Origin of the sequence: Helicobacter pametensis ATCC 51478, assembly GCF_000518225.1 — a bacterium.
GTDB lineage: Bacteria > Campylobacterota > Campylobacteria > Campylobacterales > Helicobacteraceae > Helicobacter_G > Helicobacter_G pametensis.
In genome coordinates this window covers 46,830-64,694 of record NZ_JADE01000007.1, presented here as the reverse complement: position 1 = coordinate 64,694, position 17,865 = coordinate 46,830, and the positions used below count along the sequence as shown (strand labels likewise).

General features: G+C 40.5%; 9 protein-coding genes. 5 read left to right on the top strand and 4 right to left on the bottom strand.

The annotated features are described in order from the left end of the window. The first annotated feature begins 13 nt into the window (after positions 1-13). The 5 genes from T391_RS0101355 to T391_RS07550 are packed head-to-tail and all read left to right on the top strand — an operon-like array spanning position 14 to position 5,964. Entirely contained in the window at positions 14-1,588 is a 1,575-nt protein-coding gene (locus tag T391_RS0101355) for a DNA polymerase III subunit gamma/tau (protein WP_027326830.1), read from the top strand. Further along, positions 1,588-1,995: a tRNA (adenosine(37)-N6)-threonylcarbamoyltransferase complex ATPase subunit type 1 TsaE gene (gene tsaE / locus T391_RS07555; RefSeq protein WP_051420513.1), complete on the top strand. Its 408-nt coding sequence runs from the start codon at positions 1,588-1,590 to the stop codon at positions 1,993-1,995. The genes T391_RS0101355 and tsaE overlap by 1 nt, the downstream gene beginning before the upstream one ends. Continuing rightward, a complete protein-coding gene (lptB, locus tag T391_RS0101345; RefSeq protein WP_027326829.1) occupies positions 1,992-2,714 on the top strand; it encodes an LPS export ABC transporter ATP-binding protein in 723 nt (240 codons plus the stop codon). The genes tsaE and lptB overlap by 4 nt, the downstream gene beginning before the upstream one ends. Continuing rightward, positions 2,711-3,991 (top strand): RNA polymerase factor sigma-54, encoded by a 1,281-nt coding sequence (locus T391_RS0101340; protein ID WP_027326828.1) that lies wholly within the window; start codon positions 2,711-2,713, stop codon positions 3,989-3,991. The genes lptB and T391_RS0101340 overlap by 4 nt, the downstream gene beginning before the upstream one ends. After that, complete coding sequence (locus T391_RS07550) at positions 3,988-5,964, top strand: motility associated factor glycosyltransferase family protein (RefSeq protein WP_084340081.1); 1,977 nt, start codon at positions 3,988-3,990, stop codon at positions 5,962-5,964. The genes T391_RS0101340 and T391_RS07550 overlap by 4 nt, the downstream gene beginning before the upstream one ends. A gap of 130 nt (positions 5,965-6,094) precedes the next feature. On the opposite strand, the gene fusA is transcribed toward T391_RS07550, so the two are convergent. From fusA to T391_RS0101315, 4 genes are all read right to left on the bottom strand, one after another. Further along, positions 6,095-8,173: an elongation factor G gene (gene fusA, locus T391_RS0101330; protein WP_027326827.1), complete on the bottom strand. Its 2,079-nt coding sequence runs from the start codon at positions 8,171-8,173 to the stop codon at positions 6,095-6,097. 64 nt (positions 8,174-8,237) lie between these two features. Continuing rightward, entirely contained in the window at positions 8,238-8,705 is a 468-nt protein-coding gene (rpsG, locus tag T391_RS0101325; RefSeq protein ID WP_027326826.1) for a 30S ribosomal protein S7, read from the bottom strand. A gap of 11 nt (positions 8,706-8,716) precedes the next feature. After that, positions 8,717-9,100, bottom strand: coding sequence for a 30S ribosomal protein S12 (gene rpsL, locus T391_RS0101320; protein WP_027326825.1), 384 nt, complete (start codon positions 9,098-9,100; stop codon positions 8,717-8,719). 71 nt (positions 9,101-9,171) lie between these two features. After that, positions 9,172-17,823, bottom strand: coding sequence for a DNA-directed RNA polymerase subunit beta/beta' (locus tag T391_RS0101315; protein ID WP_027326824.1), 8,652 nt, complete (start codon positions 17,821-17,823; stop codon positions 9,172-9,174). Positions 17,824-17,865: the final 42 nt, after the last annotated feature.

The following is a 17,865-nucleotide window of genomic DNA, read 5'->3' as shown; positions in this document are numbered from 1 at the left end:
TATAGGAATCCCAATGACACTTGCCCTCAAATATCGCCCCACTCGATTCCAAGATCTAGTCGGACAGCACAGCATTTCTCAAACCCTCTCTCTAGCTCTAGATCAAAACAAAGTTTCCAATGCCTATCTTTTTAGCGGACTTAGAGGGAGTGGGAAGACAAGCTCTGCGCGTATTTTCGCGCGTGCCCTACAATGCGATCATGGGCCTACAAGCACTCCTTGTGGCACTTGTGATAACTGCAAAGCAAGCCTTGAGGGGCGACATATTGACATCATCGAGCTTGATGCTGCCTCCAATCGCAAGATCGATGATATTCGCGATCTGATTGAGCAAACCAAATATAAACCAAGCTTTGGACGCTATAAGATTTTCATCATCGATGAAGTACATATGCTTACAAAAGAAGCATTTAATGCTTTGCTTAAAACTCTTGAAGAACCGCCAGAATTTGTAAAATTTATCCTTGCTACCACAGATCCATTATTGATGCCTGCGACGATTTTAAGTCGAACACAGCATTTTCGATTCAAAAAAATCCCTCAAAAAAATATTTTGGAGCACATCATTTATATTTTGCAAAAGGAAAATATTCCTTTTGAAGATGAAGCGCTTCAAATCATCGCGCGCAGTGGATCAGGAAGCCTTAGAGACACACTCACACTCCTTGAGCAAGCTATCATCTTTGGCAATAATCAAATCACCCTCAATCAAGTCACAGAGATGTTGGGAATCATTGATCCTCAGCTTCTTGAACTCTTTTTTGCTGCAATTTTGCAAAAAGATGAGCAGGGTGCACAAGAAATTTTGAACACTATGCAGGAGTATGAATGTGAAATGGTGATTGATGAGATGTTGCTCTTTCTTAAAGCCAAGGCACTCTCTAAACAATTCAATACTACATTGCTCAATCGCTTTTTCTCTATCCTTGCCCAGAGCAAAACCCTGCTCTCTCTCAATAGCGATGGAGAATTTGTGCTTCTTTTAAGCTTGCTTAAGATGCAGGAGGCCACAAAGCTCAAAGATGTACAAAGCCTTATCTCATCTCTAGAACAATCTCAGCTCTCCCATATCCAAACCCCTCCAAACCAATTGGCTGATAATCTCTCTTCACAAGCTATCTTGCAAACCCCCAATACCCCTCAAATACACACAGAATCCAAGACAACAAAACCTCCATTTCAAGCCCTAGTCGATCTCCTCTATGATCGCAATCACGCCCTTGGTGAATGTTTTGAAAAAAATGTCAAATTCATCAGCTTTGAAGATCATATTCTTCTTCTCACAAGTCTCGCTCATAGTGCCGAAGACAAAACCTTGTTGCGCGAGCAATTTCCTCTCATCAAATCCTTTGCCCTACAGGTTTTTGGGACACAGACAAACATCAGATTTGATCAATCTCAAAGTAATCCATCCTCCAATCACATAGAAGATTCCAATCCATCTCCATCTCCATCTCCATCTCCATCTCCATCTCCATCTCCATCTCCATCTCCATCTCCTCTAAATTTTGCAGCTAGAAACCAAACACTTCTAGGTAATCTCAAAAAACATCTCCAAGTCGATCTCTCCACAGCTAGGAAAATCTAATGGCTATTTTCCACTCTCTCCAAAATACGCTTGAAGCCCTCATTCCGATGCTCTCACCTCATCACATCATTCTTTTGCGTGGAGATTTGGCAAGCGGAAAAACAACTCTTGTCCAAGAGCTTTCCAAACAAATTGGGCTTTCAGCACCAGTTACATCCCCAACATTTGGAATCCAAAACATCTATCCCTCCTCTACTCACACCCTCTTCCACTATGATCTCTATCGCAAGTCTCTTATGGAATGTCTTGAACTTGGTTTGCTTGAGATGCTAGATACTTTGGGATGGCATTTTGTTGAGTGGGGGGATGAACATCTAGAAAACCTCCTAAAACAAAGTGGTTTTGCTATGATTGTCATTACAATTTCAAAAACTGGAGCCACTCGCTCCTATAGGATCTCTCAATGAATACCCTAAAAGCAGTCCATCTCAGCAAACAAATCAAAAAAACAAAAATTGTCAATGATGTTTCTGTGGAAGTCAAAAGTGGCGAAGTTGTCGGACTTTTGGGACCAAATGGTGCAGGCAAAACAACGACTTTCTATATGATTTGCGGACTTTTAAAACCCACAAGTGGAAATGTCTATCTTGATGATGTTGAAATCTCTCACTTTCCCCTACATAAGCGCTCTAATCTTGGGATTGGTTATCTTCCTCAAGAATCAAGTATTTTTAAAGAATTAAGCGTGGAAGAGAATCTAATGCTAAGTGCTGAAATCTCAATCAAGGATAAAAAAGAGCGCAAAAATATGATTGAGGAAATGCTAAGTGCATTCAATATCGAACCGATCCGCGCACGCAAAGGGATGAGTTTGAGTGGTGGGGAAAGGCGTCGGGTTGAAATCGCTCGTGCCCTTGTAAAAAGTCCTAAATTTGTCTTGCTTGATGAACCTTTTGCTGGGGTTGATCCTTTGGCTGTGATTGACATCCAAAAAATTATTGAAAAACTTGTTTCTATGGATATTGGCGTGCTAATCACTGATCACAATGTGCGTGAAACACTTGCAGTTTGCGATCGAGCCTATGTGATCAAAAGTGGAACACTTCTCACGAGTGGCAAAGCAAGTGAAATTTATGACAATGAACTGGTGCGCAAATACTATTTGGGTGAAAATTTCAAAGCATGAAATCAGGTCTCAAACTCCGCTCATCGACCAAAACCAAACTTTCCACTACACTCAAAAGCTGGCTTCCGATTTTGCAAAGCTCCAATGATGAGCTTGAAGAAACACTAAGTGAAATGCTTGGAGACAATCCCTATGCTGAGATCCAAAATCACTCCATGCAAGATTTCACTTCTCAAAATACTCAAAGCAAGATTCTCAAAAAATCCAAAGGTGCTCCTGAGGGTTTTGAAAATTTTTGCCTCTATGAGAGTAGTTTATTTGAAGTATTGCAAGATCAAATCTCTCCCCCTCTTTTTCCTACTCCCCTCTCTCAAAATATCGCTCAAAGCATCATAGAAAATCTCAATGAAGAAGGATATTTTGATGGTAATCTGGATCAAATAGCCCAAGAACACGACTGCTCTCCCAATGAAGTAGAAAAGATCCGTCAGCGCTTTGCCTATCTTGAACCCTGTGGAATCGCATCGATGGATTGCTTTGAATCCTTTTCCTTTCAGCTCCAACAAAGCGATCTCAATCAAGAATCCTACACCCTAGCAGTCCAAATCCTAAATGACCTCAATAATCATTTTCGATTCAAGCATTCACCTTTTTATCAAGAAGTCATGCAAGTCATCAAAAGCTTCAAAAATCCTCCAGCGATTGATTATCTTGCACAAGAGCAATACATCAAGCCTGATTTATTTGTCTATTTTGATGAGGGCAAAATCGAGGTCAAACTCAATGATCTAGCCTCACCCAGCATTCAAATCAATTCATCAATCCAAACCAATCTAACTCAAAAAAATGCCGAACAATTCATCAAATCCAAACTCAAAGAAGCACGATCACTGGTTGATGCACTAGAGATGCGCAAGGCTACTCTTCAAAAAATCGGACTCATGATCGTAGAATACCAATATGATTTTTTTCATGGGGGTGAAATCAAACCGATGCGACTAAAAGACTTGGCTGATGAATTTGGGCATGCTCCAAGCACAATTTCAAGAGCAATCTCCAACAAATATCTAGAGTGTGATCGAGGACTTTTTCCCATCAAAAGCTTCTTTTCCACAGCGCTAGATGAGGATATTAGCAATAGTGCGATTAAAGATTTTATCCTTGATCTTGTCAAAAATGAAAATCGCAAAAAACCCCTCAGTGATTCCAAAATCCTTGAACTCATCGAATCTAAATTTGGGATCAAAATCGTTAGACGCACCATCACAAAATATCGCCAAAAACTCAATATTGCCAGCTCAAGTGAGCGTAAAAAGCTCTATGAGATCAGCTTATGAAACTCATCGATCTTTTGGAACGAGGTGAGCCCTCCCTCATCCAAGAAACACTCCAAAAGAGATTTTCAAGCAATCTTTCATTCTTCTCCTCACTCAACCCAAAACTCTACGAGCAGCTCATCCTTCCCCCCAAACAATACAATCTTTTCTTTGATCAACATGGACTTAATCTCATTCACCTACAAAACAAATCCTTGGTTTATCCCAAGATTCAAGATGTGCATACTTTGATCCAAACACACAAAGATCTCGCAAATTCACCACTCCAAAACCCCAAATGGAGCATCTCACACAACAATCTCTATCTCCAAAAAATGGATGAAAACACTTTCCCCATCACAGGTCAAGCCATCAACCAGATGATTAACTCGCTAGATCAATTAGGGGGAGTGGCACACTTTCATCTTCCTTCTTTCTTTTTGCCTAGCACCTGTATTTATGGAGCTCTTGGGGGATTATTTGTGCAATTCTTGCTAGAAGAGGGGATGTTTTTTCATTCTTTATTGTGGTTTGAAGAAGAAATGGATTTCTTTAGAATCTCCTGTTTTTTTGTTGATTTTGCCCTACTTTTTGAGAGATGCTCCAAGCGCTCTTGCTATCTTTTTGTTCAAGATCTAATCCATCGCCATCTCATCAAAAGCTATTTTCAATCTCACAAGATCACAAACAACTTTCTCAATCTAGAGCTCTCACTCTACTCCTCACCCAAGATCCAGAGTGCCAAACAACTCATTCATGAGATGCAGGCTCAGAACTCAAGAGGTTGGGGAAGTTTTGAAGATGAGATGATTGGCTTTCAAAATACCCTCAAAAATCTTACATTTCTACCGCCCACACTCACATCCCCCAAGCGTATTGATATACCAATTTGCGTCGTTGGCAATGGATCAAGTCTTGATTCTCTCTTACCATTTATCCGACAAAACCAAGAGAAAATGATTATTTTTAGCTGCGGAACAGCGCTCAAGGTACTCAAAAATCACGAGATCCTACCTGATTTTCAGATCGAAATTGAGCGCATTGATTATCTCTATGATGTTTTATTGGATGCCCCACTCAAAGATACTCCACTCATTGCAGGCAATATGCTCAATCCCAAAGCATTCTCTCTAGCCAAAGAACATTTTTTATTTATGCGAGGAGGAAGTGCTGGAGCATATCTTCTCCCCTCTTTTGTGCTTGAGCTTAGTTCTCCTTTTGTAGGCAATGCTGGAGTAGCACTTGCTTGTGCTTTGGGAAGTGATGTGATTTTGTGTGGGCTAGATTGCGGATATATCCAAGGACAAAGTAAGCATGCCAAAGGAAGCTTCTATGGACAAGAGGGAACACAAATCCCAAAGGATGCGTTTGAAGTCAAAGGAAATCAGAGCAAAAAAGTCTATTCCACCTCAATCTTTGCTCTATCTATAGAGATGATGAGTTTAGCCATCTCTCATTTTAAACCCAATTTTGTGCTCAATCTTGGAGAAGGGGCATACATCCAAGGCGCTAGGAGTATCAAACCATCAGAATTTGATCTTAAACTCAAAGACAAACAACAAGCCATCAAACAACTCAAACAATGTTTCACTCCTCAACTCAACACCCCCGATTGCAAGCAATTTTTGCAAGATGCTCATCATTTCATCGAAGAAATCAAACAAACCCTACTCTCTCCTATCCACTCCAAAATAGATCTATTTAATCTCATTGATTCAATCAATGCAAGCTGTGTGGCCAAAAGCATTACTCATCCAAGTATCGGGATCTTGCTTGATGGGAGCATCTGTCATCTCCTGCATAATCTCATGATGTGCGCTCTTCATTACCCACACAATGACATCTCCCCCCTCTATCATCAATGTCTAGAAATTCTCCTCATCACACTTGATAAATACAAACTCAAACTACGCTTTCTGATGCATTTACACTCAACACCAAATAGTGATCCCAAGGATCTCTCCCACTCTTTTATGGAAAATCAAGATAGATAATGAAAATCTATTTAGCCAAGGTTTTGTGAAAAAATGATGTGAGCAATTATGACTATAAAAAAAAAGGGGGGGGGGATTTAAAGAATATGAGAAAAATTAAAAAAGAAGGGATTAAATAGAGAAAAGGGGGTTACCCTTTTCTTTGCTCCGTGATTTCTTTTGCAATATTAGATGGAACCTCACCATAATGATCAAACTCCATCGTATATGTTCCACGACCCTGAGTGGCTGATCGAAGATCTGTGGAGTATCCAAACATTTCTGCAAGTGGAACAAAAGCATTGACGATCTTGAGACCCATTCGATCATCCATTGAGTTGATTTGTCCTCTTCGTCGATTGAGATCTCCAATCACATCTCCCATATATTCCTCTGGCACTTCAACTTCTACCTTCATCATTGGCTCAAGAAGTACTGGGTTAGCTTTGCGACAAGCATCTTTAAATGCCATTGATCCCGCGATCTTAAATGCCATCTCAGAGCTATCAACATCATGATAACTTCCATCAAAAAGTGTGATTTTGAAATCCACTACAGGATAACCTGCCAAAACTCCATTTTGCATTGCCTCTTGGATTCCCTTATCAACTGCAGGAATGTATTCTTTTGGAATCACCCCTCCAGAAATATCATTCACAAACTCATAGCCACTTCCTGCTTCTTTTGGCTCTAGTTTAATAAACACATGACCATATTGTCCGCGACCACCAGATTGCTTAGCATATTTGCACTCTTGTTCAACGGCACTTCTAATCGTCTCGCGGAATGCAACTTGAGGCTGTCCAATCTCTGCCTCAACCTTAAATTCTCTCTTCAAGCGATCCACAATGATCTCAAGATGAAGTTCACCCATTCCTCCGATCAGAGTTTGACCAGTTTCCTCATGTGTACTTACTCTAAAGCTTGGATCCTCTTCAGCCAACTTTCCAAGAGCCACAGCCATTTTCTCTTGATCTGCTTTTGTTTTTGGCTCGACTGCAATGTGAATCACAGGCTCAGGGAATTCCATTCTCTCCAAAATCACAGGATCTTTTTCAGAACAAAGCGTATCTCCAGTCAAAGTATCCTTCAAGCCTACAAAGGCACAGATCTCACCAGCATAAACTTCTTTAATATCTTCTCTCTTATTAGAGTGCATCTTAAGAAGTCTTCCTACTCTTTCCTTTTTGCCTTTTGTTGAGTTAAGCACATAGCTTCCAGATTCAAGCATTCCACGATATACACGCACGAATGTCAATTGTCCCACAAATGGGTCAGTCATAATCTTAAAAGCAAGTCCGGCAAATTCCCCATTGTCTCCAGATTTGACACTGATTTCTTCTTCAGTCTTAGGATCAATTCCGCGGATATCAGCCACTTCTGTAGGAGCAGGCAAGAAATCGATCACAGCATCAAGAAGTGTTTGGACTCCTTTATTTTTAAAAGATGAGCCACAAAGCATAGGAACGATAGTCATTGCCAAACATCCTGCTTTGATTCCCTTTTTGATCTCCTCGACACTCAACTCCTCTCCGCCAAGATATTTTTCCATCAATACTTCATCTTGTTCTGCTGCTGCTTCAACAAGTTTTTCTCTATATTGATTGGCTTTCTCGAGCAAATCAGATGGAATCTCCTCGATGTCATATTTCGCGCCCATTGTCTCATCATTCCAAACAATAGCTTTCATCGCAATAAGATCAACAACTCCCTTAAAGCTATCTTCTGCCCCAATTGGGATATTGATAGGCACAGGATTGGCTTTAAGTCTTGTGCGGATTTGTTCTTCTACATTGTAGAAATTTGCTCCGATTCGATCCATCTTATTGACAAAAACCATGCGTGGAACGCCATACTTATTGGCCTGTCTCCATACTGTCTCGCTCTGTGGTTGCACACCCCCAACCGAACAAAATACTGCAACAGCTCCATCCAAAACCCTCATAGATCTCTCAACTTCAATTGTAAAATCTACATGTCCAGGGGTGTCAATCAAATTGATCTGACAATCTTTCCAAAAACATGTTGTTGCAGCCGATGTGATTGTGATTCCTCTTTCTTTTTCTTGTTCCATCCAATCCATTGTCGCAGCACCATCATGTACCTCTCCAATCTTGTGGCTTACTCCTGTATAAAACAAGATTCTCTCAGATGTTGTTGTTTTTCCTGCATCAATATGTGCAGCAATACCAATATTTCTAATGCGATTTAATGGGGTTTTTCTTGCCATTTCTTGTCCTTGTTTTGTAGTTTATAGCTATAGAAGAGCACTTCCCATAATGGGAAATGCGAAATTACCAGCGGTAGTGAGCAAAAGCTTTGTTAGCTTCAGCCATTTTATGAACATCTTCTCTCTTTTTGAAAGCTGCACCTCTATCATTGGCAGCATCCATCAACTCATTTGCCAAGCGATCGATCATCGTTCTCTCATTTCTTTTACGAGTCGCCTCCAAAATCCAGCGAATCGACAAAGACTGCTGTCTTGCTGGACGCACCTCTACAGGAACCTGATAAGTCGCCCCTCCAACTCTTCTGCTTCTAACTTCAACAAGTGGCTTAACCTTTTCAAGTGCCTTCTCAAAAGTCTCAATCCCTTTTTCTCCACTCTTTTCCTCAATCTTATTAAAAGCAGCATAGATGATTTTCTCAGCAACACTCTTCTTGCCATCATACATCATCTTATTGATAAACTTTGTCACTACCTTATTTCCATAAACAGGATCACCCAATACTTCTCTAACTGGAGCTTTTCTTCTTCTCATTCACACCTTCCTTATTTTTTGTCTGCTTTTGCTTTTTTGGCACCATACTTACTGCGAGATACTGTTCTCTTCGCAACACCTGCTGTATCAAGAGCACCACGGATAATGTGATACTTAACCCCTGGCAAGTCTTTGACCCTTCCACCTCTTACCAAAACAATAGAGTGCTCTTGCAAATTATGTCCTTCACCAGGGATATAGCTAATCACTTCGACCTTGCTTGTAAGTTTAACCTTTGCAACCTTTCTCAAAGCTGAGTTTGGTTTCTTTGGTGTTGTTGTATAAACACGCGTACATACTCCTCTTCTTTGAGGACACTCCATGAGTGCTGGAGACTTTGTCTTCTTGACAACTTTTTTTCTTTCTTTTCTAATCAATTGATTTATTGTAGGCACTTTCTCTTCCTTTTTACAAAATTAAAATCAAAAATGCGAAAATTTTACAATATTTTTCGCATTTTATATCTCTAACCGACTTGATATCGGAACTTCTTATTCTTATAAAGTCCGGTTCCAACAGGAATCATTCTTCCAAGAACAACATTTTCTTTGAGATCCTCTAAGCGATCTGTTTTGGCAGCGATTGAAGCCTCTGTAAGGACCTTAGTTGTTTCTTGGAATGATGCTGCAGAAATGATGCTATCACTTCCAACAGCTGCTCTTGTGATCCCAAGCAAAACAGATTCTGCGATAGCTGGAGCACCTCCAAGTCTTTGAATCCTTTCATTTTCTTCTTTGAAATGACGCTTGCTCACAAGATCTCCCTCGATAAACTTCGTATCTCCACTATCCACAATCTTAACCTGACGCAACATTTGAGACACAATAATCTCAATATGTTTATCAGCAATGCTTACACCTTGGCGTCTATAAACTTGCTGAACCTCACTGATGATGTATTTGTGAAGCTCTTTTTCACCACTGATTCTTAAAATATCATGACTTGAAATCACACCATCTGTCATGGCTTCACCAGCATGAATAAATTCATTTTGATGGACTAAGATCTTTTTATTTTTGTCGATCAAATATTCACAAACACGGCCATCCTCTGCTGTAACAATAATCTTCTCTTTGCCTCGCACAGGTTTTCCAAATGTAATGATTCCATCAAGCTCAGAGAGCACTGCCATATCCTTAGGCTTCCTTGCCTCAAAGAGCTCAGAAACTCTTGGCAGACCCCCTGTAATATCCTTGGATTTTGCAAGAGCCTTTGGAGTTTTGGCAATCACATCAGCGACACCAACCTGAGCTCCATCAATGACCATGATTGAAGTTTGAGCCTCAAGACGATAGGAGATTTTCTCTCCATTCTTATCCTCAATCACCAAAGCAGGCTTATAGGTACTTGAGAAATACTCATTGACCACAAGTGAACTCTGTCCAGTTGTCTCATCAAGCTGTTCAGCCACAGTGATTCCAGGGATAATATCCTCATAGCTCACCTTACCTGCAATTTCAGCGATCACAGGCGTGCTATAAGGATCCCACATTGCAATCACGGGTTGAGCAGAAGATGCTGACTGGGCGATCAATTCATTCTGTGCCACACTACCTCCATCTGCAACAGACACGATAGAACCATTGGCAATATAGTGTCTTGAAACCTCTCGATCATTGCTATCTACCACCACAGCAAATACACCTTCACTTGTGATCTTTTCTTGCGCTTTGAGTTTTTCAAGTCGCTGCAATGAATCTACTTCAAGCTTGTAATAATGAACAATTCCAGCAGTTTGAGCGTAGATATTTTGTGAAACAGACTCACCATCTTGGATCAAAAGCTCACTACCATAAGGAATGCGATTGGGGACATTCCATCCATCCTTAATGATATCTACAATACTCTCACCCTCTTTGATTAGGGCATCATTCTCATAAGGAAGATAGATCTTGCCCTCGATCTTGCCACTAATTCCTGCCAATTCATTTGGCTTGACAAGATCATCTTTTCTAAGAGTAAATCTCGCCTGATCTTTTTTGGAAATCACACTCAAAATCACTTCATCATGAGCAATTTCAAGCTGAATCTTTCCATCAAATGGAGCAAAAATCTTTGGCTCAACAACAAGAATAGAAGCATTTCTTCTATTGGCAATGATATCTTTGCCTTCTTGATTCTTAAATGTTTTGACATTGTAATAGCGTACAAAACCTTCGCTTGTCGCCACTACCTGTCTCTCTTCTGCACTTCTAGAAGCTGTCCCACCGATATGGAAAGTTCGGAGTGTAAGCTGTGTTCCAGGTTCACCAATAGATTGAGCAGCCAAAACGCCAACAGCTTCTCCAGGTTTGACCATTTTGCCCTCACCAAGATTCAATCCATAACACTTAGCACAAATCCCTCTCTCAGCCTTACAGGTCACAGGGGTACGGATGATGACTGATTTCAAACCAATCTCTTTGATCTTTTGTGCCATTTCTTCATCAATCATTGTCCCCTCACTGACGACAACCTCATTGGTGATAGGATCGATCGCATCTTTGGCCAAGACACGCCCATAGATTCGCTCCTCCATTGGTTCAATCATCTCACTACCAACAGTGATATCTGTGATCTCAACCCCCTCATGTGTCCCACAATCCTCCATCACTACTTTGACATTTTGCGAGACATCAATGAGCTTTCTTGTCAAATATCCCGCATTGGCTGTTTTGAGTGCCGTATCTGCAAGTCCTTTTCTTGCCCCATGCGTTGAAGTGAAGTATTCCAAGACATTCAAACCTTCTTTGAAGTTGGACACAATAGGAGTTTCAATAATAGTCCCATCAGGCTTTGCCATCAAACCACGCATCGCAGAAAGTTGTCTGATCTGTGCTGCACTTCCTCTCGCTCCAGAATCAGCCATCATATAAATAGAGTTAAATCCTCCCTTATCGCTCTCTACAAGACTCATCATTTCCTTACTCATACTGTTATTGGTTTCAGTCCAAATATCGATAATCTTGTTATAGCGCTCCTGCTCTGTCAAAAGACCCGATTCAAATTGTGCTTGGATTTCTTTGACCTTACTCTTAGCGCCATCAATCACTTTTTGCTTGTTTTCTGGGACGATAATATCAGCAGCAGAAATTGATACTCCAGCCTTGGTAGCATATTTAAAACCAAGATCCTTAAGACTATCTAGGAAGGTAGCACTAATCCCGATACCTCCCTCTTTATAAACATAATCAATCAAAGCTCCAATATCTTTTTTCTTCATCACTTTGTTCCACAAATGCACTGGGACAAAATCAGGCAACACAGATTTAAGAATCATTCTTCCAGCGGTTGTTTGAATGATCTTTTGGTTACATGAGACACGGATATTGGCATTGATATCAAGATCTCCAAGCTCTAAGGCCATCATAATCTCATTGATTCCTCCATATAGCTTATGCTCGCCTTTCACACCCTCTTTTCCAAGAGATAGATAATAAAGACCCAAAACCATATCTTGACTAGGAACTGCTACAGCCTTTCCACTTGCTGGAAGCAAAATATTCATTGAGCTAAGCATAAGCACCTTGCACTCAGTGATTGCTTCTTGAGAGAGTGGAACATGCACAGCCATCTGATCTCCATCAAAGTCGGCATTGAATGCTGAACAAACAAGAGGATGCAACTGAATCGCCTTACCATCAATGAGCTTTGGATGGAAGGCTTGGATGGATTGCTTATGGAGTGTTGGCGCACGGTTGAGTAGCACAGGATACCCCTCGACTACCTCCTGCAAGCATTCCCACACTTCATTGCTTTTTTGATCAATGATTTTTTTAGCCTGTTTGAGTGTTGTGGCATAACCTTTTTCTTCAAGTTTGGCAAGCAAATGTGGTTTAAATAGCTCAAGAGCCATATTCTTAGGTAATCCACACTGATCCATTCTCAAATTTGGTCCAACGACAATTACACTTCGTCCAGAGAAATCCACACGCTTTCCTAAGAGATTCTGTCTAAAGCGTCCTTGTTTTCCTTTGATAATTTCAGAGAGTGATTTAAGAGGTCTCTTATTGGCGCCCTTGACAGCATTAGCATTGCGTCCATTGTCAAAAAGAGCATCAACTGCTTCTTGAAGCATTCTTTTTTCATTGCGAATAATAATTTCTGGTGCATCAAGCTCTAACAATCTCTTTAATCTCTGATTTCGATTGATCACTTTACGATACAAATCATTGACATCACTCACGGCAAATTTGCCACCATCCAATGCAACAAGAGGTCTCAAATCTGGTGGCAGAACTGATAATACATTGAGGATCATCCACTCTGGGCGATTGCCTGAAGCTACAAAACTCTCAACGACCTTAAGACGCTTAATAATTGTTTTCTTTTTGGCTTCTGAATTTGTATTTTTGACTTCTTCTTTAAGCGTTGCCAAAAGCTCAACCAAATCAAGCCCCTCAAGCAAATCTCTAACAGCCTCTCCTCCCATTTGAGCCACAAAACCTGTCATCTCAAAACGCTGATTGATGCTTTGGAATTGCTCCTCATTGAGAACATCATACTTCATCACAGGCTTAGTTTTCTCATTGTCATAATATGCCTCACCAGCCTCTTTGACGATATATGCCTCATAATAAAGCACTCTCTCAAGGTCTTTGACCTTCACACCAAGCAAGGTTCCGATACGACTTGGAAGCGAGCTTACATACCAAATATGTGCCACTGGACTCACAAGCTCGATATGCCCCATTCTAGAGCGTCTAACTTTTGCACTTGTCACTTCCACACCGCATTTTTCACATACGATTCCCTTGTAGCGCATCTTTTTATACTTTCCACACAAACACTCATAGTCCCTAACTGGTCCAAAAATCTTGGTACAGAACAAACCATCTCTTTCAGGTTTGAGTGTCCTATAGTTGATTGTTTCTGGCTTTTTTACCTCTCCATTAGACCAAGAGAGAATCTTCTCAGGACTTGCCAAAACAAGCTGGAATGCGTTGAAATCTTTAGGTCGTCCATCTTCTTTGATACTCAAGAGTTGAGGATTGCCATCTTCATCTTTTTCATCTCCATAAACATTGACATCCAAGCCAAGAGACTGAAGTTCTTTTGAGAGGACATAGAAAGTTTCTGGAATCTCTGATTCGCCCACAGGCTCTCCTCGCGTGATAGCCTTATATGCCCTTACTCTTCCTTCTGTATCATCAGATTTGATGGTAAGCATTTCTTTGAGTGTATGTGCAGCTCCATAAGCCTCCAATGCCCACACTTCCATCTCTCCAAATCTCTGACCACCAAACAATGCCTTTCCGCCCACAGGCTGTTGAGTTACAAGAGAATAAGGTCCAGTGCTTCTGGCATGAACTTTTTCATCCACAAGATGGTGAAGTTTCAACATATACATATATCCGACATTAACACGCTCTTTGATCTTCTCTCCAGTTTTTCCATCATAAAGATCGCATTTTCCATCTTGAGCAATTTGTGCTAAATCAAAAAGTTTGTCAAATTTTTCCTGCTCAATTCCCTCAAACACAGGAATAGCAAACTTCACTCCCCTACTCCAATCACGAGCATATGCAAGTAGCTCATCTTCACTCAACCCCTCAATCCATACCTTAGCTTCGGCACTTTTGGGTGTTACAAGCTCTGCAACCTCAATCATTTTTTTCTTCACAGCCTTAAGCCAATCATCTGTCTGCTCTTGCATCATTGTCTCAATTTGGCGTCCAAGATTCTTCCCAACAAGTCCAAGATGCACTTCAAGAATCTGTCCAATATTCATACGACTAGGAACCCCTAGAGGATTGAGCACGATATCTACAGCTTCACCATCAGCAGTATAGGGCATATCTACAGATGGAACGATATTGGACACAATTCCCTTGTTTCCATGGCGTCCAGCCATTTTATCTCCCACCTTTAGCTTACGCTTTGTGGCAATATAGATTTTGACTAATTTCACAACGCCACTTGGCAAAATGTCATCTTTTTCCAAAATCGCAAGCTTCTCTTCGTGCTCTTCTCCCAAAGTTTTTTTCTGCTCCAAGAAGTTGCTTTTGATTTGCTCATATTGAGCTTGAACACCAGAAGAATAGCTTTTGATCAATGTATTGAGAGCAAAACGATTGATATTTGCAATCTCATCTTTAGAGATGATTTCTCCCTTTTTATAGGTTTTCTCACCAATTTTTGCATTGGAAATCAATTTTTCTTTAACCAAAATGGATGTGATACGAAGCATTTCTTCCTTATTGAGCATTGTTAGACGATCATGATGATCGATGTCTAAAATTGCCTTTTCTTCTTCATATGCACTGATTGCTCTTGCATCTTTTTCATAACCCTTTTTGGTAAAAATCTTGACATCTACGACAGTCCCCTCAAGTGAAGGAGGGCAATAAAGCGACTTATTGACAACATGTCCAGCTTTCTCTCCAAAAATCGCTCTAAGCAATCTCTCCTCTGGCGTTGGCTTAACCTCTCCCTTGGGTGAAACTTTTCCTACAAGAATCATACCCGAGCTCACATAGGTCCCGATTTTGACAATTCCGCTCTCATCAAGATGAGCGATTTCTTCATCCCTTACACCAGGAATATCAGCAGTAATCTCTTCAGCACCATGCTTAAGCTCTCGTGCTTCAATCTCCTTCTCATAGATATGAATCGAAGTGAATGCATCATCTTTGACCAATTTTTCATTGACCACAATTGCATCTTCAAAGTTATATCCATTCCAAGGCATAAAGGCAACACGCACATTCTGTCCCAAAGCAAGTTCTCCGCTATCCATACTTGGACCATCAGCAATGATTTGACCCACTTCTACTTTTTCTCCAATTTTGACAATTGGATGCTGAGAAAAACTTGTGTTTTGATTGGTTCTTAGATTTTTTTGCAATGCATAGTGATCGATAAATGCCCCGCCATCATCTTCACCCAAAATATAAATATTGCGAGAATCTACCCTTTCTACAATTCCAGCTCTTTGGGCTTTAACCGCCTCCCAAGAATCTCTAGCAATCACTTTTTCAATCCCTGTTCCAACCATTGGCGCATCAGGCTTGAGCAATGGCACAGCTTGACGCTGCATGTTGGATCCCATCAATGCTCTGTTGGCATCATCATGTTCCAAAAATGGAATAAGTGAAGCAGCCACACCTACAAGCATACGAGGACTTAGGTCGATTAGATCCACTTTTCCTTTTTCGCTCAAGATGATCTCGCCATCTTTTCGCACCTCAATCAAATCTTCAACAATTGCTCCATTCTCATCCACCTTTGTGCTTGCTGGAGCAATCACCAATCCCTCTTCTTGTGTTGCGGTGAGATAGACGATCTCTTCACTCACCATCCCATTGCTCACTTTTTTGTAAGGTGCTTCAATGAAGCCCAAACTATTCACACGCGTAAAAGTAGAGAGCGTATTGATCAGACCGATATTTTGTCCCTCTGGAGTTTCAATAGGACAAATACGACCATAATGTGTTGGATGCACATCTCTTGCCTCAAACCCAACGCGCTCTTTGACAAGTCCTCCTTCTCCTAAAGCAGACAATCTTCGTTTATGCGTTACCTCAGATAGGGGATTTGTCTGATCCATAAATTGAGAGAGCTGACCTCCTGTGAAAAATTCCATAATCGTGCTTGTGATCATTTTGGAGTTGATTAAATCATGGGGCATAATTGTCTCAAACTGCCCACTCATAGTAGTTAGCTTATCTCTGATTGCCTTTTGCATTTTGACAAGACCGACATGCAACTCATTGGCCAAAAGCTCACCAATTGATCGAATCCTTCGATTCCCTAAGTGATCGCGATCATCAATACGACCTTGACCATTTTTGACTTTGATAAGATATTTAACACTCTCAAAAATATCCTCATGTGTCAAAACAGTGACATAATCTGGAACTTTCAGACCAAGCTTGTGATTCATCTTCATTCGTCCCACACGAGTTAGATCATATCTCTCAGGATCGAAGAATAATTGGCGGACAAATGATTTTGCAACCTCTTTTGTCACAGGCTCACCTGGACGCATAACTTTATAGATTCGGATTGCTGCTAGATCATTTTCATCTTCAATTTTCTCGGTTTGCTTGAGTAGCTTAAGAGATTCTGCATCGGCAAAGAAAGAATTGATGATTGATTTATCTGACCCACTTGCCAAATCATTGGCAATTTGAAACTCAGAGATCCCTAATTCTTGCATTTTTTTAAGCTTGGCTTCATCAAGCTGAGTAAGAGAATCAAACAAAACTTCTCCACTCTGAGCATCGACAATTGGCTCAGATAAAAAGCGATTGAGAAGAATTTCAACAGGATATTCAATCCACTTCAATCCTTCTTCTTGAAGCTGTTTGGCTTTTTTCGTCCCAAGTCGTTTATTGGCCTGAACAAGAACATTGCCCTTTTCATCTTTCAAATCAAACTCAAGGCGTCCATCAAAATTTTTAGGATTGAAAAGGGTTAAAAATTTCCCATTTTTAAACTTGATGGGAAGATTTTCATAAAACATTTTCAAAATATCTTGCTTGTCATAGCCCATCGCTCTAAAAATGATTGTAACTGGCACTTTTCTTCTCTTATTGATTCGTGCAAACAAAATATCTTTAGCATCATATTCAAAATAAAGCCAAGATTCACGATCTGGAATAATTTGTCCAGTATAGATGAGCTTATTGGAAACGGTATTGGATTCCTCTTCTTTGAAGATTACACCAGGGCTTCTATAGAGCTGATTCACAACAACTCTCTCTACCCCATTGATGATGAATGATGTGCGATCAGTCATTAGAGGAATCTCTCTGATAAAAATACTTTGCTCTTTTACATCTTTGATTCCAATTTTTTCTCCAGTTTTCTCATCCTTATCCCAGAGCACAAGTCTTACTTTGATTTTAAGTGGGATAGAGTAAGTGATCCCACGAACCATCGCCTCAGTCGCTGTGTATTTTGGTTTTCCAAATTCGCATCCCATATATTCAAGAGTGATGCGGTTTTGGGCATCTTGGATGGGGAAGATGGATCGGAATACTTTTTCGATTCCGCTCTCAGAGTTGGGATCAGAAGAGAGAAACGAATCATAGCTTCCTCGTTGTAAAAGCAATAAATTGGGGACTTCTAGGTTTTGTGGATTTTGTGTAAAATCAACGCGTAATCTATTTTTTAAATCATTTTTCATTGGCATTACCGAATCCTCGAATTAAGATTGAAAGAGTAAGTACTCTAA